Origin of the sequence: Mesorhizobium ciceri biovar biserrulae WSM1271 (assembly GCF_000185905.1) — a bacterium.
GTDB classification, from domain to species: Bacteria; Pseudomonadota; Alphaproteobacteria; order Rhizobiales; family Rhizobiaceae; genus Mesorhizobium; species Mesorhizobium ciceri.
This window is the reverse complement of the sequence record NC_014923.1, coordinates 5930918-5949675: the sequence shown is the minus strand read 5'-3', so window position 1 is coordinate 5949675 and position 18758 is coordinate 5930918. Positions and strand designations below refer to the sequence as shown.

General features: G+C 58.4%; 11 protein-coding genes and 5 pseudogenes. 13 read left to right on the top strand and 3 right to left on the bottom strand.

Annotated features, from left to right (window positions below; translation table 11 throughout):
• The first annotated feature begins 78 nt into the window (after nt 1-78).
• The 5 genes from MESCI_RS28755 (at nt 79) to MESCI_RS28735 (ending at nt 6229) form a co-directional block, all read left to right on the top strand.
• Complete coding sequence (locus tag MESCI_RS28755; protein WP_013533450.1) at nt 79-723, top strand: amino acid ABC transporter permease; 645 nt, start codon at nt 79-81, stop codon at nt 721-723.
• On the top strand, nt 720-1481 hold the full coding sequence (locus MESCI_RS28750) for an amino acid ABC transporter permease (protein ID WP_013533449.1): 762 nt from the start codon (nt 720-722) through the stop codon (nt 1479-1481). Before MESCI_RS28755 ends, MESCI_RS28750 begins: the two co-directional genes overlap by 4 nt.
• Before the next feature lie 33 nt (nt 1482-1514).
• Nucleotides 1515-2258: an amino acid ABC transporter ATP-binding protein gene (locus tag MESCI_RS28745; protein ID WP_013533448.1), complete on the top strand. Its 744-nt coding sequence runs from the start codon at nt 1515-1517 to the stop codon at nt 2256-2258.
• Nucleotides 2259-2466: 208 nt separating this feature from the next.
• The gene (locus tag MESCI_RS28740; protein ID WP_013533447.1) at nt 2467-4944 is read left to right on the top strand and encodes an FAD-dependent oxidoreductase; all 2478 of its coding nucleotides are present in this window, start codon (nt 2467-2469) and stop codon (nt 4942-4944) included.
• Nucleotides 4937-6229 (top strand): aspartate aminotransferase family protein, encoded by a 1293-nt coding sequence (locus MESCI_RS28735; protein WP_013533446.1) that lies wholly within the window; start codon nt 4937-4939, stop codon nt 6227-6229. Before MESCI_RS28740 ends, MESCI_RS28735 begins: the two co-directional genes overlap by 8 nt.
• Nucleotides 6230-6612: 383 nt before the next feature.
• Here the strand turns inward: MESCI_RS28735 and MESCI_RS33355 are convergent.
• A pseudogene (locus MESCI_RS33355) lies at nt 6613-6825 on the bottom strand (hypothetical protein); the annotation flags it as partial.
• Between the two features lie 761 nt (nt 6826-7586).
• Here MESCI_RS33355 and MESCI_RS28725 point away from each other — a divergent pair.
• A pseudogene (locus tag MESCI_RS28725) lies at nt 7587-8392 on the top strand (IS5 family transposase).
• Between the two features lie 14 nt (nt 8393-8406).
• Here the strand turns inward: MESCI_RS28725 and MESCI_RS28720 are convergent.
• Nucleotides 8407-8754 (bottom strand): transporter substrate-binding domain-containing protein, encoded by a 348-nt coding sequence (locus MESCI_RS28720; RefSeq protein ID WP_013533444.1) that lies wholly within the window; start codon nt 8752-8754, stop codon nt 8407-8409.
• A gap of 484 nt (nt 8755-9238) precedes the next feature.
• Between MESCI_RS28720 and MESCI_RS28715 the strand changes: the two genes are divergently transcribed.
• From MESCI_RS28715 to MESCI_RS28700, 4 genes are all read left to right on the top strand, one after another.
• Nucleotides 9239-10903 carry an ABC transporter substrate-binding protein gene (locus MESCI_RS28715; RefSeq protein ID WP_013533443.1) on the top strand — a complete coding sequence of 555 codons (1665 nt, stop codon included), beginning with the start codon at nt 9239-9241 and terminating at the stop codon, nt 10901-10903.
• Between the two features lie 68 nt (nt 10904-10971).
• Entirely contained in the window at nt 10972-11922 is a 951-nt protein-coding gene (locus MESCI_RS28710; protein ID WP_013533442.1) for an ABC transporter permease, read from the top strand.
• On the top strand, nt 11922-12773 hold the full coding sequence (locus MESCI_RS28705; RefSeq protein ID WP_013533441.1) for an ABC transporter permease: 852 nt from the start codon (nt 11922-11924) through the stop codon (nt 12771-12773). The genes MESCI_RS28710 and MESCI_RS28705 overlap by 1 nt, the downstream gene beginning before the upstream one ends.
• On the top strand, nt 12766-14787 hold the full coding sequence (locus tag MESCI_RS28700) for an ABC transporter ATP-binding protein (RefSeq protein ID WP_013533440.1): 2022 nt from the start codon (nt 12766-12768) through the stop codon (nt 14785-14787). Before MESCI_RS28705 ends, MESCI_RS28700 begins: the two co-directional genes overlap by 8 nt.
• Nucleotides 14788-14955: 168 nt before the next feature.
• Here the strand turns inward: MESCI_RS28700 and MESCI_RS28695 are convergent.
• Nucleotides 14956-15090, bottom strand: a pseudogene (locus tag MESCI_RS28695) (IS110 family transposase); the annotation flags it as partial.
• Nucleotides 15091-15168: 78 nt separating this feature from the next.
• Here MESCI_RS28695 and MESCI_RS28690 point away from each other — a divergent pair.
• The 3 genes and pseudogenes from MESCI_RS28690 to MESCI_RS28680 form a co-directional block, all read left to right on the top strand.
• Nucleotides 15169-15311 (top strand): annotated as a pseudogene (locus MESCI_RS28690) (IS256 family transposase); the annotation flags it as partial.
• A gap of 1120 nt (nt 15312-16431) precedes the next feature.
• On the top strand, nt 16432-17862 hold the full coding sequence (locus MESCI_RS28685; protein ID WP_013533439.1) for an amidase: 1431 nt from the start codon (nt 16432-16434) through the stop codon (nt 17860-17862).
• 184 nt (nt 17863-18046) lie between these two features.
• A pseudogene (locus MESCI_RS28680) lies at nt 18047-18720 on the top strand (IS6 family transposase).
• Nucleotides 18721-18758: the final 38 nt, after the last annotated feature.

Genomic DNA, 18758 nt, shown 5'->3' with positions numbered 1-18758 from the left:
ACCAACAAGCGCCGCGAAAGCCGCGCCACTGGTCGACCTGAGTGATCGGGGCTTGACGCGGAACCCTACGGAAACCTCATGCATCTCGACTGGGGAATAATCTGGGAGTACCGAGCTCTGCTGTTCCAGGGTTTGGGTACGACGCTCCGCATATCTCTGATCTCGATAGCTCTGTCTTTTCTGATCGGATCGGTTGTCGGCTGCTTGAAGGTTACTGCGGGCTTCCATCTCAGAAAGTCCTTAGATACGTGTGTAGAAGTCATCAGGGATATACCAGTAGTTGTAAAATTATTTGCCATATATTACGCCTTCGGGATCGATGCATCCATTTCCGGCGTGATAGCTTTAACGTTGCATCAGGGCGCCTATATCTCTGATGTTGTGACCTCAGGAATCCGGGCTCTTCCCACAGGGCAGTGGGAGGCCGGCATCGCTTCCGGCCTGTCAGGCCGACAGGTATTTACGAGGATCATACTGCCGCAGGCGATCCGGATCACTGTACCGCCCCTGACCAGCCAATTTATCCAAGTCGTGAAGAATTCATCGACTGTGATGCTGATCGCGATTGAAGACCTCACGTTCATGACCCAGCAGATCGAGCAGGAGACGTTTCGCGGCATGGAGGCCGCGATCGCGGTGACGGTCCTGTACCTGATGCTTGCTTTGCTGATAGCGGGCGCGATGAGCGCTGTCCAAGTGCTAATGGACCGGGAACGCCGATGAATCTCGATCGCCAGCCAGAGGATGCCGATCGCCGGAAGGCGGTTATTTGGTACGGTTGCCTCGCGTTCCTGTGCTTTGTGGGTGCTTGGAAAGCGGCTGGGTTTCGCTGGGCTCCCATTTGGCCGAGCGCCGGCCTGATCGCGCAAGGCCTATGGCTATCAATTCAGCTCTCCATCCTGTCCACTGCGATCGGACTGGCGGCCGCGATACCTTTGGCGGTGGCGCGCGTCCACGGTTCGTCTTTCGCCAGGATTCCGGCGGTTTTCCTGATCGAGATCGTTCGCGCGACGCCCGAGTTGATGGTGATATTTTGGGTCTACTTCGGCGCTCCGGCCATCACGGGTCAACCAATCGACGGTTGGACAGCGGCGCTGGTGGCAATGTCGATAATCGCGGCTTCGTACCTGGCTGAGGTCATTCGAGCTGGGTTGTATTCCGTGGACAAGGGTCAATGGGAGGCCGCTGCGTCGACGGGCTTGAACAACTGGCAATCCTTCAAATGGATAATCCTGCCCCAGGCTATTTCCAACATGATGCCAGCCCTTCTGTCGCAAGTGATTATGCTTTTCAAGACAACGTCTCTCGTCTCAATGGTGGGGGTAATTGATTTCTTTAGAGCAGCGCAGATCACAAACAGCAACACCTTCAGTCCGTATGCGATCTATACTTTGGTTGGCATTGGATATTTTATCATTTGCGGCACCCTCTCCTTGGTCGTGAAAAGGTGGCGAGGGCGGGTTTCCGCTGTAGGTGCTTGAGCGATCGGAAGCATAGGGAATGGATTTCGTTACATGACGATTCAGTCGATCATTCGGTTCTCCAAGGTCAGCAAGAGCTTTGGAACCGCCCAGGTGCTGCACGAAATCGATCTCAATGTGAGGGAGCGCGAAGTCGTCGTTGTGTGCGGCCCGTCCGGCTCGGGAAAGTCAACGCTGACCCGATGCATCAATGGCCTGGAAACGTTTCAGACCGGGTCTTTGCGGGTCCTTAATCACAATCTGAACGCAGCCAAGAAGAACCTTCGGCAGCTTCGTTGCGAAGTCGGAATGGTCTTTCAGAATTTCAATCTGTATCCGCATCTCGACGCGATCGACAACATTACCCTGGCACCCCGCCTGGTGCGTGGGACCGCCAGGCGAGAGGCGGAGGAGCGCGCTCACGCGCTGCTCAAACGCGTCGGCATAGGCGACAAGGCCCGCGAGTTCCCGGGCCGCCTTTCGGGCGGGCAAAGGCAGCGCCTCGCGATTGCCCGCTCACTGGCCATGGACCCAAAGGTGATGCTTTTCGACGAGCCGACATCCGCCCTTGATCCGGAGATGATTTCAGAAGTGCTGGATGTCATGGGTGAGCTCGCACAGGCGGGCATGACCATGGTTGTCGTGACGCACGAAATGGGATTCGCGCGCAAGGTCGCCGATCGCATCGTTTTCTTGGATTCCGGGCGAATAGTTGAAGAAGCTGAGCCGGAGCAATTTTTCACCGCACCGACGGACAGGCGGGCAAAGGACTTCCTGTCAAAGATTCTTTCCCACTAGGGAAGCGGGAACAGCCGCGGCGTGCTCACGCTCGGCGGCATCGGCTGTGCCCACCTAATTCCTCAAAATCTCATTAGGAGGCTCCCCGTAAGGCTGCTCGCGCAAGCTTGGCCGCATGGCCCGCTATGGTACAATTTTTCGATTTATCATTGACAAACGCACATCTGTCCTATTAGGTTTTGAGACCATTCGATTAGGAGAACTGACAATGAGCGTATCTCATGCGCGCGTGGTGATTATTGGTGGCGGGGTCATGGGCTGTGGGTTGGCCTACCACCTGGCGCACGAGGGGTGGACAGACGTAGTTCTCCTGGAGAAAGCCGAGTTGACGTCGGGGTCTACCTGGCATGCAGCAGGCCAGATTACCCATTCGACATCGAGTTTCTCCTTAGGCAAATGCGTTGGCTACAATATCGATCTCTACTCCAAGGTACTGGAGCAAGAGACTGGCCAGTCGGTGACTTGGCATGGCTGCGGGTCGCTGCGGCTCGCCTACACTGACGATGAGCTCGATTGGCTTCGTCAAACCCTGAGCGTCGGCAAGGCTCTTGGGTTCACCATGGAATTGGTGGGACCACAGCGCATAAGGGAGCTGCATCCATTCTACAATCTCGAAGGCGTTCAAGCCGCGCTCTACACACCCGATGATGGGCATGTGGATCCCTCCGGCGCTACATTCGCCTTGGCTCAGGGCGCGAGACAATTTGGTGCCAAAATTATTCGGCAGTGCCGCGCCACCGACATCAAGCGAGAGCCGAACGGCGAATGGAGGGTCTTCACGGAGCAGGGCGAGATCGTTTGCGAACACGTTGTCAATGCTGGCGGCACCTATGCCCGCCAGGTTGGGAAGTGGGTGGGTCTCGACGTGCCCATCACGTCGATGACTCACCACTATCTGATTACGGATACCGTGCCGGAATTCATGTCCCTAGAAAGGGAGCTGCCCGTCATCAGAGACGACCAGCTTGTCTCCGGTTACATCCGAATGGAGCAGAAGTCCGGCCTCATCGGCATTTATGAGAAGGCCAATCCGAATGCGGTTTGGATCGACGAATGTCCTTGGGAGGCGGAACACGAACTTTTCGAGCCGCATTATGACCGGATTATGCCGTGGCTAGAGAACGCCATGGGCCGTATGCCTGTGCTTTCCCAGCTTGGCATCAAACGAGCCGTTCACGGGGCGATTTCGCATCCGCCGGACGGCAACCCGCTGATCGGGCCAGCACCGGGGCTCAGGAATTTTTGGCTGAACTGCGGTTGCCAAATCGGTATCGGTTGGGGCCCAGGGCTGACACGTGAACTGGCTCGCTGGATGGTCCACGGTGCGTCGGACATCAACATGCGCGACTACGATCCGCGGCGCTTCGGCCGCTTCGCCGACCAGGGATATCAGGTTACAAAGGCGAAAGAGGACTACCTTCTGCGCCATGAAGTTCCGTTCCCTCACCTCAACAGGCATGCCGGCAGGCCAGTCAAGCCCAGCGCCCTCTATGAACGCCTCAAAAGTCGGGGTGCTGTGTTCGAAGAAGTCTACGGATGGGAACGTCCGCGCTGGTTCGCGCGCGACGGTGTCGAGCAACGAGACTACTATTCTTTCCGCAGGCCCGCTTGGTTTCCTCTTGTCCAGCAAGAGGTCAACAGCGTGCGCGAGTGCGCCGGCGTGATAGACATTTCCGCGTTCACCAAGGTTCAAGTCTCTGGACCGGGAGCGGCCAAATTCATCGATAGGCTCATCCCGAACAGGCTGCCTTCGAAGCCCGGTCGCATTGCGTTGACTCACCTGTTGAATGAGAACGGTCGCATCGAGTTGGAAACGACCATTGTTCGCCTCGCCGACGATCGCTTCTATTTCACCTGCGCGGCGTTCTTCGAGCAGCGCTTGCTGGACTATCTGAGGTTCGCTCGCACTGATCACGACGATGTAACCATCACCAATCTGTCTGATGCCTGGGGAGCCTTGGCTCTCAATGGACCTCGCTCCCGCGAGATCCTGGCCCCGAACACAAGCGCTGCCTTGACCAACGAGGCGTTCCCCTGGCTTACGGCCCAGGAGATCGAGATCGCAGGGGAGAAGGTATGGGCGTTCCGGATGTCCTACGCGGGCGAGGTGGGCTGGGAGTTCCATGGACCAAAAGAGAGCATCCCGGCCGTCTACGATGCATTGCATGAGATTGGCGATGCCATGGGGCTGATCGACTACGGCTCTTTCGCGATGAACGTCATGCGATTGGAGAAGATGTTCAAGGGGGCTGGCGAACTTACCAACGAGGTCACTTTGCCGGAGGCCGATGTGATGCGCTTCGTCAAGACCGACAAGGCTGAGTTCAGGGGCAAGCAGGCCACACTGGCCGCTCTGGAGAAGGGCCCGTCGTGGATCTGCGCTTATCTGCAGATCGAGTCCGACGGGGTGTCGGATGGAAATGGCGGCGAAGCCGTGCTGATGGGAGACCGTCAAGTGGGATCGGTGACCTCGATCGCCTACTCGCCGTCCGTCGGCAAGATTCTCGCCTTTGCCTACGTGTCGCCCGATGTCGCGAGCCCGGGAACAAAGGTGGATGTCACGATCATGGGTGAAATCCGGAAGGCGGAGGTGCTGGGCGAGCCGGCTTTCGATCCCGACAATGTTCGCCCCCGCGCCGATGCAGGCGCAGACAGCCAGAGGAAGAGGGTGGCGGCCAATGCTTGACAATTCAGTTGCGCAGCCGGCGCAGAAGCAGTGGGTCGACAGGGCGAAAGGTGTGCTGCCCGGCGGTGGATTCGGTAATTTCGACCCGTCGATCGTCATTCGCGAAGGCCATGGCGCTCGCGTCTGGGATGAGGACGGGAAGGAATACGTCGACTACCTCATTGGCTCGGGACCGATGATCCTGGGACACGACAATGAAGAGGTCGTTGAGGCAATTCGAGAGCAGGCAGGAAAAGGACTGACGTTTTTCGCCAGCAACAGGCACGGTATAGAGCTTGCCGAAGCGATATGCCAAGCCTTGCAGTGTGCGGAAAAGCTACGATTTGTTTCGAGCGGTGGCGAGGCAGACATGTTCGCGATGCGCCTTGCTCGCGCGCATACTGGTCGGGACCTCATTTTAAAATTCGAAGGCGGCTATCATGGCATGTCTTCAGATGCCCTGATCAGTGTCTTCCCCGACAGACTGGAGAACTATCCAAATGGCGTTCCGGATTCAGCGGGAATACCCGAACAAGTCCGCGAAAGCATCTACGTCGCGCCGTTCAACGATCCGGATTTTATTCGGCAGTTCCTTGATGAACATGGCGAGAGAATCGCTGGTGTGATCGTTGAACCGCTTCAGCGCCTGATTCCTCCGGAGCCAGGATTTCTCGAAGTGTTGCGCGAAGAAACCTCGAAGCACGGGATCGTGCTAATTTTCGATGAGGTAGTTACCGGATTCCGTTTGGCCTACGGCGGGGGACAAGAAAAGTACGGCGTTGTGCCGGATCTTTGCACCGTCGGCAAAATCGTAGGCGGCGGTCTCCCGCTTGCCGCGGTGGTGGGCCAAGCAGACATCATGGCTCATTTCGACAAGAGCGTGGTCGGCAAAGATCGCTTTACCCTGCAGATCGGAACCCTGAGCGGCAATCCGCTTGCAGCCGTTGCCGGCCTGAAGACGCTCGAAATCCTTCGCCGTCCGGACAGCTATGACCGGCTTCGCAGAAATGGGGAGGCCATCATGGGCTTCCTTAGGGATGCTCTCGATCAAACAGGAGTCGATTATCAAATCGTTGGGGATCCTGTTCTTTTTGATGTCGTATTCACTAAGCGTTCGGTGAAGTTCTACAGAGATGTTCTCAAGGCGGACAATAGTTTGGCAGGCAGGTTTAATGCTCGGCTCCGTCAGCATGGAATCTTTAAATCGCCGGGCAAGATTTATCCTAGCCTTGCTCTCTCCAGCAGCGATCTCGCTTGGACGCAGAACGCGATAATGGCGGCCGCCAAGCAACTGTCCGCCGAATAAGCGGTGCTACGCGATGAAACCGCGATTCGACAATTGTCGTCCTGCCACATCGCGTTGCCCTTGCGCTGAGAAATGTAGCTGGCTTCCGGGCGATCTCGCTATTCTCCCGGGTTCAAGTTCTCGTGGATCGACTAAAGGAAAAGAGTTCAGTGAAGATCCTGGTGCCCGTGAAGCGGGTCGTGGATGCGAATGTGAAGGTTCGCGTGAAGGCTGACGGTTCGGCGGTGGAACTTGCCAACGTCAAGATGGCGAGGGTTCGTCAGCGGAAGATTGAGCCGACACACGCAAATCCGGGTGACCTTCATAGCAGGTCGCGCTCCTCTAGCGCGGCTACGGGCCGCAAGAATATCACGCGCATGTGGCCCGTTCAGCGCGAGTGCGCCCCAGTCCTCACACAGGATCGCGATCGTAACCGCCTCGTCGACCTTTTTGTTCATTGCCAAATAATTCAGCAGACGCTGCTCAAAGAAGGCTCTGAAGTAGAACTGGTCATCGGCGAAGCGAACGATGGTCGTCTTGAGCTCAATGCGGCCATTGTCGTTCAGCAGATGCGCCAGCGCGATTCGGCCAGGCTTCGACGGCAGCCGGTTCGCCACAAGCCGGTCGAGAAAGCGTGCCCGTCTGGAGCCGACACCTCAATCTTGGTGAAGGCGGAAATATCTATCAGCCCGGCCCGTTCGCGCACGGCGCGAACCTCCTCCCCGCGAGATGGTGCCAGGGCGGGGCGGCGGAATGAATAGTGGTCGCGCTGCTCAAGCCACCGCGAGGGAACGAGAGCGGCCGCTCCCAGCCGTAGACATTCGAACACCGCGCTTTTCCTTCAAACGGCCGTAGAGTGCGCTCGGCTTGACACGACGGCGCACCGTGCGGTGGAGATGCTGCCGGCATTCACTTCGCAAACGATCTCGCCCTGCTCGGAGAATACCCCCCATTCGCCATTTGGCCGGGCTTTATGTCAGTCACCCGGCACTGGCGGGTAATCGTTGCGCCGATCTGGCGCGCACCCTTGGTCAGCGTGAAAGTCGCACCTGCCGGGTCCATATGGCCGTCATCGGGTTTGTAGAGCGCGATCCGGCGCTGACCAACGAGGCGTTTCCATGGCTGACTGCATAGAAAAATCGAGGTCGCAGGCAACAAGGTGTGGGCGTTCCGAATGTTCTATGCCGGCGAGCTCGGCTGGGAGCTCCACGGTCGGCGCGCGAGCCAACCCTATTCTCTAGGACGCCCTGCAGGAAGCCGGTGCGCTTGCCAACTAACTACGGTTCGTTCGCGATGAACGTGATAGCCGTTAGAGGCCGTTTGGAAAATCGGAAAAATTGGGATTTCGTCTGAGGCTGGTTTGTGATTCAAGCTGGGGATGTGGACCGAACAGAGCCGTGGCCGGATGGCCAAGATCGCCAAGAAGACCAAGCGCTACCCGTCCGATCTGACGGACGAGGAGTGGGAACAGATCGCGCCGCTGATGCCCAAGCCTGGGCGTCGCGGTCGTCCGCGCGAGGTTGAATTCCGTGAGGTGATCAACGCGGTGCGCTACCTTGTGCGCTCGGGTTGCGGCTGGCGGATGCTGCCGATCCATTTCGGCGCCTGGCAGACGGTCTACGGCTGGTTTCGCGAGTTGGCGCGGCGCTTTCCAGACCATCCAAGACGTGGCGCTGATGCTGGATCGCGAGCGGGCCGGGCGCGAGGCCAGTCCCACGGCTGGCGTGATCGACAGCCAGTCGGTCGAGGCCCGCAAGCGGAAACAAGAGGTTGCGACGCCGGCAAGAAGATTGTCGGCTGCAAGCGACACGTTGCCGTCGATACGGATGGGTGGCTCTTGATGGTCAACCTCACCACCGCCGACATCTCCGACAGCGCCGGCGCTCAGGCGATTCTGGATGGTATCCGCAAGCGCTGGCCCTGGGTGAAGCATCTGTTCGCCGACGGCGCCTACGACCGGATAAGGCCGCCTATCTGGACTTCGTGGTAGAGATCATCCGCCGATCCGACGACCAGAAGGGCTTCCAGATCCTGCCCCGCCGCTGGGTTGTCGAGCGCACCTTCGGCTGGATGACAAGATGGCGCCGCCTCGTGCGCGACTACGAGCAGCGCATCGATGTCTCGCAAGCCATGATCCTCGTCGCTATGGCCGGCAATCTTATCCGCAGAAACACTCATCCCTGAATTCAAAACGGACTCTAAGACAGCTCACTCGTATCTTGGCGATCGGATCGGTTGTCGGCACGTTGCTGCAGTCGCTTGGGCAGGATGAACATGCCGCCGGTGATGATGTCGAAGCGACCGTCCTGCAGGCTAGGGACGAGCGAGCCCCATTCCGTCACGATCGGCTCGACCTTGGTGATGCCCATCTTCTTCAGAATGTCGAGCGTCGTATTGACCAAGCCGAGCGGCTCTTTGTTGTCGCGCGGATAGGCCCAGGGAATCTCGTTGGAGAAGCCGATCCGGATCGTCTCTCCGTTCTTGATCTTGCCGAGCGATGAAGCCCAGACCCAGCGAACGGTCGATTTGGAGCCCGCTTCCCGCATCAGCAGATTGCACAAGACGAGCGCGTCATCAAACGAACGGGCTTTAACATCGGAAAGCTCCGCCTTCCACGCTGAGGGCCCGTCGGCGCGGGAAAGTGGAGCAAATCAGTTGTCCTGGACACGTTGGGGCCTTCTGCAACGAGGGCGAAGCGGGACCCAGTTTGACCGTGCAATGTGCTGAAGGGTGACCCATTGTCCCAGTGGCGACCTGGGCCATCTCGTTCCCAGATGATGAGCATAAAATAACTGTATTTGCTCCGAGCCGCCGCGCAATTGATCATCAAAAAATGAAGAAGCCTCGTTCAAGCTTGGGCCACTTGTGACCTCGTCAAGGTGGCACTCGCCGCAGGAAGCTAAGGCTAGTAGACGCGGAAAACGGCGTCGGGACGGAAGTCCATAGGAATCGCTCAGTGGGTTCCCGACGACATCGGAACCGGGCGTAAACGCAGGTGCACGATCAACGTTGAGAAAAAGGGGAACCGCTGTGACACGAAACACTTACTTGCTCGATGGTCTTCGCTCTGGCCTAACGCCGATCGAGAACCACCTGATCGATGGCCACGTCGATGGCCGCGTCAGTCGTCGCGAGTTTTTGCGGCACGGCAGTGTGCTTGGCCTGTCCCTGCCGTTTCTTGGCCAGGCTACGCTGGTGGTTGGCCTCGGCGCAACACCGTCCGTAGCGAGAGCGGCCGTCCAACCCGGTTCCACCATTCGAGTTGCTTGCGATGCGCCGCAGACCGTGGTCGACCCCGTCCTGAATGGCGACACGGGGGGGGTCCTGATGCTCAATCAGGTCGGTGAGTTCCTCTGCATCGACGGGCCAGACCTTGTGCTGAAGCCCTGTCTTGCGACAAGCTGGAACCCTAACCAGGACGGCACCGTTTGGACGTTCACGCTACAAAAAGGCGTTAAGTTCCATTCTGGCGGCGAGATGAAGGCCGATGATGTCGTCGCCACTATGGATCGACTGGCGGATCCAAAGAATTCGTCAAACGCGCTTTCCGTCTTCAAGGGCATTTTGCAAAAGGGCGGCACCCGAAAGGTGGACGACTACACAGTCGAGTTCCATCTCGACAGCGCGAGCGGCAGTTTCCCTTACTTGGTGTCGTCCGACAACTACAATGCTATTATCTTGCCGGCGGGCTATTCGGGAAATTTCGAGGAAAGTTGGGACGCCACTGGTCCTTTCAAGATCGAGAAGTTCACTCGCAACGTCGGCGCGAGTTTCGTCCGCAATGATGATTATTGGGGACTAAAGGCGCTGCCGGCGAAAACAGAATTCATCTTCTTCAAGGATATCCGGGCGCAAATCTTTGCGCTGCAGGCCGGGCAGGTCGACATCGTCAACCAGTTCTCCGTGCTCGACGGTGTGGCACTGCTAGGCGACCCGAGCGTTGACATCGTTAGCTTAAAATCCACTGCGAACCAGCCAGTCCACATGCACTGTGACTCGGATCCATTCGGGGATCCACGTGTCCGTCAGGCGGTGGCGCTGTGTTTGGATCGCGAGAAGTTCGTAAAGGGCCTGATGAAAGGCCGCGCCGAAGTCGGCAACGATAGCCCCTTCGCCAAAGTCTATCCCATGACCGATCCGACCGTGCCGCAGCGCAACCAGGACATCCGCAAGGCCAAAGAGTTGATGAAGGCGGCGGGGATGGAGAAGGGCTTTCAGGTGACGCTTGCCGCCCCGCAATATCTGGAAATTCCGGCCTATGCCCAGCTCTTACAGAACTGGGTGAAGGAGATCGGCGTCGAGCTCAAGCTCGACATCATGGACCGGAGTGCCTTTTATGGCGATGTGATCCCCGGCAAATCGCCGTGGCTCGACTCGGTGATGGGCATTGGCGACTTCGGCCACCGCGGCGTACCGAACGTTCTCCTCCAATCGCTATTGATGAGCGACGGCATTTATAATCCGGCCAAGTTCAAGAACAAGGAATATGACAACCTCGTCAACAGCTACACGGCCTCGCTCGATTTGGAGGCGCAGCGGGCGGGTGCAGGCAAGATTCAGCGGCTACTGCTTGAAGAAACGCCGCTGCTGTTCGGCTACTTCTATGACTACCTGATCGCGACCAAGAAGGGCGTCGTTGGCGTCCAGCCAACAGCCATCGGGCAATTGTTCTTACAGGATGCGGGAAAGACATAACGTTGGCTCGGCGAGGGCAGCATTAGCTGCCTCGCCGTACAGGTACATCATTTAAGAAGCGGACCCCGATGAAACGTTTCCTTGCCCGGCGCTTTACCTATGCAATAATTACACTCTTCGTGCTGAGCCTGCTCGTGTTTTTCGGCGGGCAGGTACTGCCGGGCAACGTGGGGCGGGCCATTCTTGGCCCCTTCGCCGATCAACAAGCGGTGGATGCGCTGAACCACCGGCTCGGTGTGGACAGGCCGTTACTCGTCCAGTACGGCTCTTGGCTAGGGCGCTTCCTGCACGGCGACATGGGAGAGTCCCTTGTCTATCGTAGCCCGGTAGCCCTCGTTGTGAAAGCGGCACTGGGCCAGTCGTTGAAGCTAGCCGCGGTGGCATTCGCTGTCGTCGTGCCACTCAGTATTCTCGGCGGGATAGTGGCAGCGCTAAACGTGAACCGTCCAGTTGATCGCATCATTACCCTTGGCGGTCTCTCGGTAACTGTGCTCCCGGAATTCGTCACTGGAATCGTGCTGATCCTGATTTTCGGCGTTTGGCTGCGTTGGCTGCCGGTTTCCGCCGCCTGGCCGGATGGTGCAGGGCCGCTGACACAACTTTATTATCTTATTCTGCCGGCGATGCCGTTGGTGCTGGGGCTTTTCGCCTATATCGCACGGATGGCCCGTGCAGGAACGCTCGATGCGCTTGATTCCGACTACACCCGCACTGCCGTTCTAAAAGGCCTGCCCTGGCGGAAGGTCATCTGGAGGCATGTGCTGCGGAATGCGCTCTTGCCGACGATCACAGTTATTGCGACTCAGACTGCTTTTCTGATTGGCGGCCTGTTGGTGACGGAGAAACTATTCGGCTACCAAGGAGTTGGATTGCTTATTTTCTCTGCCGCGCAGAGCAAGGACTTCCCGATGCTGCAGGCGGGGGTGCTAGTGACTGGCATCGCCTTAGTGGTAGCGACTATGGTTGCAGATCTGCTTTATGCGCTGCTCAATCCCCGAATCCGTCTCGGGGCTGAGTAATGGCCGACCTGACCGCTTCTTCTAGTTGCCAGCCTACGGTGCGGAGCGCGCTGTTAGGCTCGGGCCCGTTTTTGTTCGGCTCCGCCATTCTCGCGTACTGGGTCGTCTGTGCGTTATTTGGTCGCTATTTCGTGCCTCACGACCCGTTTGCCGCTGACATCATGAATGTGCTCGCCCCCCCTTCTACCGAGCATTGGTTCGGCACGGATCAACTTGGGCGCGACATTTTCTCGCGCGTTTTCCTTGGATCGCGCGATATCCTGATCGTAGCTCCGGTCGCCACCTGCCTCGCTACATTATTGGGAACAGCGCTGGGGCTAGTGACGGGCTACTTTCGTGGAATGATCGATGATGTCGTCTCCCGTCTACTCGAGGCGGTGTTGGCGCTCCCCACGCTCATCATTGCCTTGCTGATCATCGTTGCGTTGGGCAACTCGCAGACGTCCGTGATTCTCGTTATCGGATTGTCCTACGCGCCAAGCATCGCCCGCACGGTCCGCTCCGCCGTCTTGTCGGAACGCGATCTTGAATACGTCGCTGCCGCGACGCTCCGCCGCGAGAACGCCGCCCATATCATGTTCGTCGAAATCTTACCTAACATACTCCCACCCATTCTCGTCGAATCCGCCGTGCGTCTCGGTTATGCAATCTTCGCAGTCGCCACGTTGAGTTTCATTGGCTTCGGCCTGCAGCCACCTTCGCCGGATTGGGGGCTGTCGATCGCGACCAACTACGGAATGATCGGCGGCGGCTTTTGGTGGACAGTGCTATTCGATGCATTGGCCATCGCCAGCCTGGTAATCGGGGTAAATCTAATGGCCGAAGGGCTGCATGGAGCGCTCGATGGCTGAACCCGCACTTCACCTCGATCGCCTCTCCGTCGCTTACCGGTCTGGTGGGCGGGACCGCGCCGTGCTGCGCGATGTTAGTCTGCAGATTGCGCCGGGTGAGGCTTATGGGCTCGTCGGCGAAAGCGGTTGTGGCAAGTCCACCGTGGCACTGGCGGTGGTTCGGTACCTTCCGCGGAACGGGAAGATCACCGGCGGGGCGGTGATGCTCGACGGGACGGATGTAATGCGGCTCGGGCCCGAGGCGCTCAGGCACCTGCGAGCAGGAACTGTCTCGATGGTCTACCAGGATCCCAGCAAAGCGCTAAACCCGTCGCTGAAAGTGGGGTGTCAGTTGGGCGAGGTGTTCGAGGTGATGGGCGTCCCTTCTGCCGAGCGCGAAATGCGTTCGCTAGAGATGCTGCAAAAGGTGCGCATCGCCGATCCCGGCTCGGTTATGATGCGCTATCCACATCAACTTTCGGGAGGCATGCAGCAACGGGTGACGATTGCCATGGCACTGGCGAGCGATCCGAAGATGCTGATTCTGGACGAGCCCACGACCGGCCTTGACGCCACCGTGGAGGCTGAGGCCCTCGACCTCATCTCCGATCTTCGGCGCGAGCTCGGCACCTCAATCTTGTTCATCAGCCACAACCTCGCCGTGGTGGCCAAGATGTCCGATCGCGTCGGTGTCCTCTATGCAGGGATGCTGGTTGAGGAAGGGCTGACCCGTGAGATATTGAGTTCTCCACGCCATCCCTACACTGTCTCGCTCTTGCGTTGCCTACCTCGGGGCGGGCAGCGAAAGGACCAGCGACGGCTCGATAACATTCCGGGTTTTCTACCCGCGCCCGGCGCGCTGATCTCCGGTTGCCCCTTCGCGGAGCGCTGTGCGATCGCCGACGACCGGTGTCGCGCGGAAGTGCCGGAACTGCGGGAAGATTGCGGTAGACTCGTGCGTTGCCACTACCCGGATCGGGCCGTCAATATTCCGCGGAGTACGCCAAGCGATCTTGTAAATCTAAAGTCTTCGTGGGGGGCCGCGCCGGTACTTCGGGTTAGCAATCTCTCGAAAACTTATGGTCAGGGGAGCCACGCGATCCGTGCGGTCGCCGGTGTTTCGCTAAGTCTTCTGCCTGGGGAAACACTAGGTCTGGTCGGTGAGTCTGGCTCCGGCAAAACGACGCTAGCGCGAATGCTCTTGGGCTTGGTGCCGCCGGATCCCGGCGGGGCCATCGAGCTTGACGGCAGGCCTCTGGCCGCCAGTCTCGATCGGCGCCGAGATGAAGAGGTGAAAGCGGTGCAGATCGTCTTTCAGAATCCGGATTCAGCGCTGAACCGCTCGCATTCGGTCTCTCGGATCATTGGCCGCGCGTTGCGAAAGCTCGGCGGCTATCGTGGCGCCGACTTGACTGGCCGTCTCAATGCGCTCGTGGCCGCAGTCCGCCTGACGCCTCGACATCTATCGCTCCGTCCGCGCCAGCTTTCCGGTGGGCTCAAGCAGCGCGTCGCCATAGCGCGCAGTTTCGCCGGCGACCCTCGCGTTTTGGTCTGCGACGAGCCTACGTCGGCGCTCGACGTCTCAGTGCAGGCGGCGATCCTGAATCTGCTCGCAGACCTTCAGGTAGAGCGGAATGTCAGCTACCTATTCATCTCTCACGATCTTGGCGTCGTTCGGTATCTTTCCGACCGAATTGCCGTGCTCTACCTCGGGCGGATCATGGAGATGGGGCCATCGGAGAGCGTGTTCGAAGGACCAAACCACCCCTATACCGAAGCGCTTCTTTCGGCGGTCCCCCAACTCGACGGTGCCCAGAATACCCGCATTCGCCTCTCTGGAGAGATCCCCTCCGCGGCCAACCCGCCCAAGGGGTGCGTCTTCCATAACCGGTGCCCACGCAAGCTTGGCGCAATCTGTGAGACCCTGGAGCCGCCGCAGAACGAGGTGCAGCCGGGCCATGTCATCCGTTGCCATATCCGAACAGAAGACCTCCAGCGCCTCCAGCGGCGTGGCATGCTTTCTCCGGTAAGTTGAAGGCGGTGACGCCACCGTCGGCGATGCCCCTTCTCGACAGACTCGATCACAACGCCCACCGCATCGTGCTCCAGGGTGACAGCATGCGAAAGCAAGCCGCGCCCCCCTTGACCGGCACCCGAAACGGCGAACTCAATCATCCATGACCGCAACGAGGCACCCGAGCGGCAGCTTCTCGAAGAAGGCCACCACCTCCTTGCGTCGAAGTTTCTTGCGCAATGTCGGCTCTTCAGCGGCGTTCGCCCCATGCAGCTGAAACACGTGCTTTGACGTGTCCATCCCAGTTCGAATAATCTGATCCACGGACGGCCTCCTTTGCTTGAGATCTTTAACGACCTCACTCTGGCAGATCGATGCCGTGCTGGGGGCCGTCCACACCAACAGACCGTGCTGCCTTCGGCCGAAACGGCGGCAATGTTGTTATGGGCGTTGATGGCGCCGGCCAGATCTCAATGCGAAAGATCGACGGTTGGCACACGCTCCCCGCCAAGCCGCTCGATCAACAGATTGACCTCGCCGCATGAACCGATAATCTCAACCTACCGAGGCTGCTCCGCCGAATTCCAACACGATCCGCTACGGCACCAGGCATGATGGCAAATAATGCGCAGTGATTACCGTCTCCCCATGCCGCCGTATTTCGCCTTCTACGCGTAAGCCATCATCTAAGGCTTCAATAGGATGGGCCATTCGGATTATGGTCGAGTAACTCAGCCAATCGGCTCTGGTTCGCCAAAATCATGGCCCTAGACATTGCGAACTCGCCATTGAAATCGGTATGAACCTAGCCGCGTTTTCCTGGTGGCCGTTTCGTTTGAGTCAACGCGGCCTGGCTCGTTCATTGAGCAGGTCTTGAGGGGCTAAAGCCGGATTAGCGTCGAATTCGATTTCCTCTCACCCTCAGGGCTGTCGCGTGAACTTGACAACATGGCGCTGCCAAACTGAATCACGTCGCCTTGGCCGCTGAGGTGCTGCCTTATGGAGCCGAGACATGCCGCCGGCTTCTGAGGTGAGAGTGGCAGCAGGGGTCAACTCCAATTTTGTCCTTGCAAGGAAGCAGACCTCGACTACCAGCACCATGGACCGGTTCGATGGGACGACCCGAAAAGTATTGACGTTATTATGGCCGCAGCCGCGGCCGGCCGTGAGTTGCCTGTCGCTCAGCACCGGCCTATCCGTAAGATTCACACGCAGAGCTATGAGAAGCAGGTGCACGGTCATCAGTTCCAGGTTGGCGTTAGTCGCTGAATCTCGGCCGCAAAGACGGGAGATTCAACGTTTCGTCGGCCGTCCTAAACTCCCTCGTACCCTCTCAAAGTTCTCTGCTTATTCTCTTCCTGCCTCATCGGGGTGATCCAACAGTTTGGACAGATCCCCATCACCAGGCCCAGGATCCGCAACAGGGCGCTATAGTCGATTTGCGATCTGAATTTCAGATGAATCGAATCGCAAAACTGTATTTGACTGCGGCCTGGCGCGAGATCGATTGTGGGTGTCGTCCAAATTGAGATTTGCACTCCACTACCATTGGAAAACGACCGCTGTTTTCCAGTTGGATTTAGTACTAATTGAAAATTCAAACCGCGCTGTGCGTGCCACGGCCCTCTCTCGCTGACACGAGGCAGAGGAGAAAGGATAGCTGCAATGAGGGTGAGTGAATACGCAGAGTACGATGCCACCGGTTTGGCCTCTCTTGTCGCTGCCGGCGAAGTGACGCCCTCGGAATTGATGCGGCTAGCCCGCGAGGCGCACGACGAGGTCAATCGGCAGATCAACGCTGTGATGGAATTCTACGAAGATGCTGAAACCGTTGCCGGCGCGGACGGAGGGCTCTTCCATGGCGTGCCGTTCCTTCGGAAGGATATCGGTGCCGCCGAAGCTGGCCGCCTCCAGGAAAAAGGAAGCCGACTGTTCAAAGGCTGCCGGCCCGATACCGACAGCTATTTTTTTCGTCGCGCTCGGGAGGCCGGGCTTCGAACTATAGGAAGGACAACAACTCCCGAGCTTGGCTCTTCCGTAATGACAGAGTCCATTCTCAGTGGCGTCACCGGCAATCCATGGGATCTGGAACGCGCCGCGGGGGGCTCCTCCGGGGGAGCGGCAGCGGCTGTGGCCGCCGGCATCACACCTATTGCCCACGGCAGTGATGGCGGCGGGTCAATTCGCATCCCCGCGTCATGGTGCGGCCTCGTCGGACTTAATCCGTCCAGGGGACGTGTTTCAGGCGGTCCCAACAATCAAGACCGTTCGTATGGTCTCACCCGCGAGTTTATTCTGTGTCGAACAGTCCGCGACATGGCCGCGGCGCTGGACGTCTTTTCCGGTCCCCATCCCGGCGATCCGTTTATCATCGTCCAACCGAACCGTCCCTATGTGGACGAACTCTTAAAGCCCACGGGCCGTCTGCGGGTCGGGGTCGCGAGAACGAGTTGGGGCGCGGTCAATCTTGATCAGGAAGTGCTGCGCGCTGTCGAGTCGACGGCAACGCTTCTGCAGAAGATGGGGCACACGGTACAAGACATCGACCCGCCATATGAGCCGGTCGAATACAGCAGCCTATATCTCGACCCGACGACTGCGAGTGGGCTCGAAAAAGCGGCGCGGGCCATGGGGCGCAGCATCACCGCGAACACCTTAGAGCCGGCCAACCTAAAACGGTATGAATTTTGCCGAGACTTGCCTCTTTCCCTAGCGGCGGACGTACAAGAGGCACTCCGGAGAATGCGTTTCCGCGTGGGCGAGGCGATCCATGCGTTCGAAATTTTGCTGACCCCGACAATGCCAATCGTGGCCGTGCCGCATGGCGGCATCTATTCTGCCACGAATCCTGCGGTCTCTGCAGAGGAATACGTGGAAGCGGATACGGCGATTTGTCAGTATACTGGCGTATTCAATGTGACCGGACAACCTTCGGTGTCCTTGCCTTTGGCACAGAGCGCCAGCGGGCTGCCGATCGGTATTCAGATCGTTGGCCGCTTTGGCGACGAGGCCACACTCGTCCGTGTCGCACGCGATCTGGAAGACGCCAGACCCTGGGGCGACCGGCGACCAACGGTTCGAGCAGGAAACAGCTGACTATCACCTCACATGCTTCAATTCTGAAATTCGAGCAATGTTCCGTAATCGAAGCTTCGAATAGACTGACGCACGGAAATAAGCGATCTGACGCAACGTATGACAGGCGTCTCGGCGGTCAATCCGAAGCAGGAAGGATGTGTTGCAACGTTTTAATTACCCATCGACATTTTCGGAGGACTAGATGTTCAAGGGTCGCCAGTTCGACCAGGCAGTGATCCTGCTTTGCGTGCGCTGGTACCTGGCCTATAATCTCAGCCTGCGTGATCTTGAGGAGATGATGGCCGAGCGGAGGATTGCCGTCGACCAGATGACCATTTGCGGCTTGACCGTTCGCACGCTACTGCTGGAGCATTTCGATCGGCCCAAGCGTAGCGTGACGGGGAAGTGGCAAGTCGACGAGACGTACGGATGCATCTTTACCGCGCCATCGACAGTGTCGGCGACGCAGTCGAATTCTGTTCAGCGAGCATCGTGACTTGTTCTCGGCCCACCGGGTCTTCAGAAAAAGCGCTGGCACATCATGGCCGGCCCGTCCACGTCGTCATCGATGGTAGCAAGACCAATCAGGAGGTTATCGTTTCCTGTGACGTCACAAATCGCTTGCAGGATCGTTCCGGGCGTCGGCTGAAGCCGATCCGGAGTCGCAAGACTAAATGCCTGAACAAGCGGATCGAACAGGACCATCGGTGCATAAAGCGCCGCATCCGGTCAATGCTCGGGTTCAAATCACCAGCATCAGCCGCGATCACCCTAAACGGCATTGAAATGGTTGACATGATGCGTGAGCAACAGGCGAGGTTCGCCTTCAATCCGAATTTATCCCTGGCCGAGCAGTTCCAAATCCATGCCGCGTGATTGGCCTCGTGTCAGACCTCCCTGCGCTCCCATTCAGC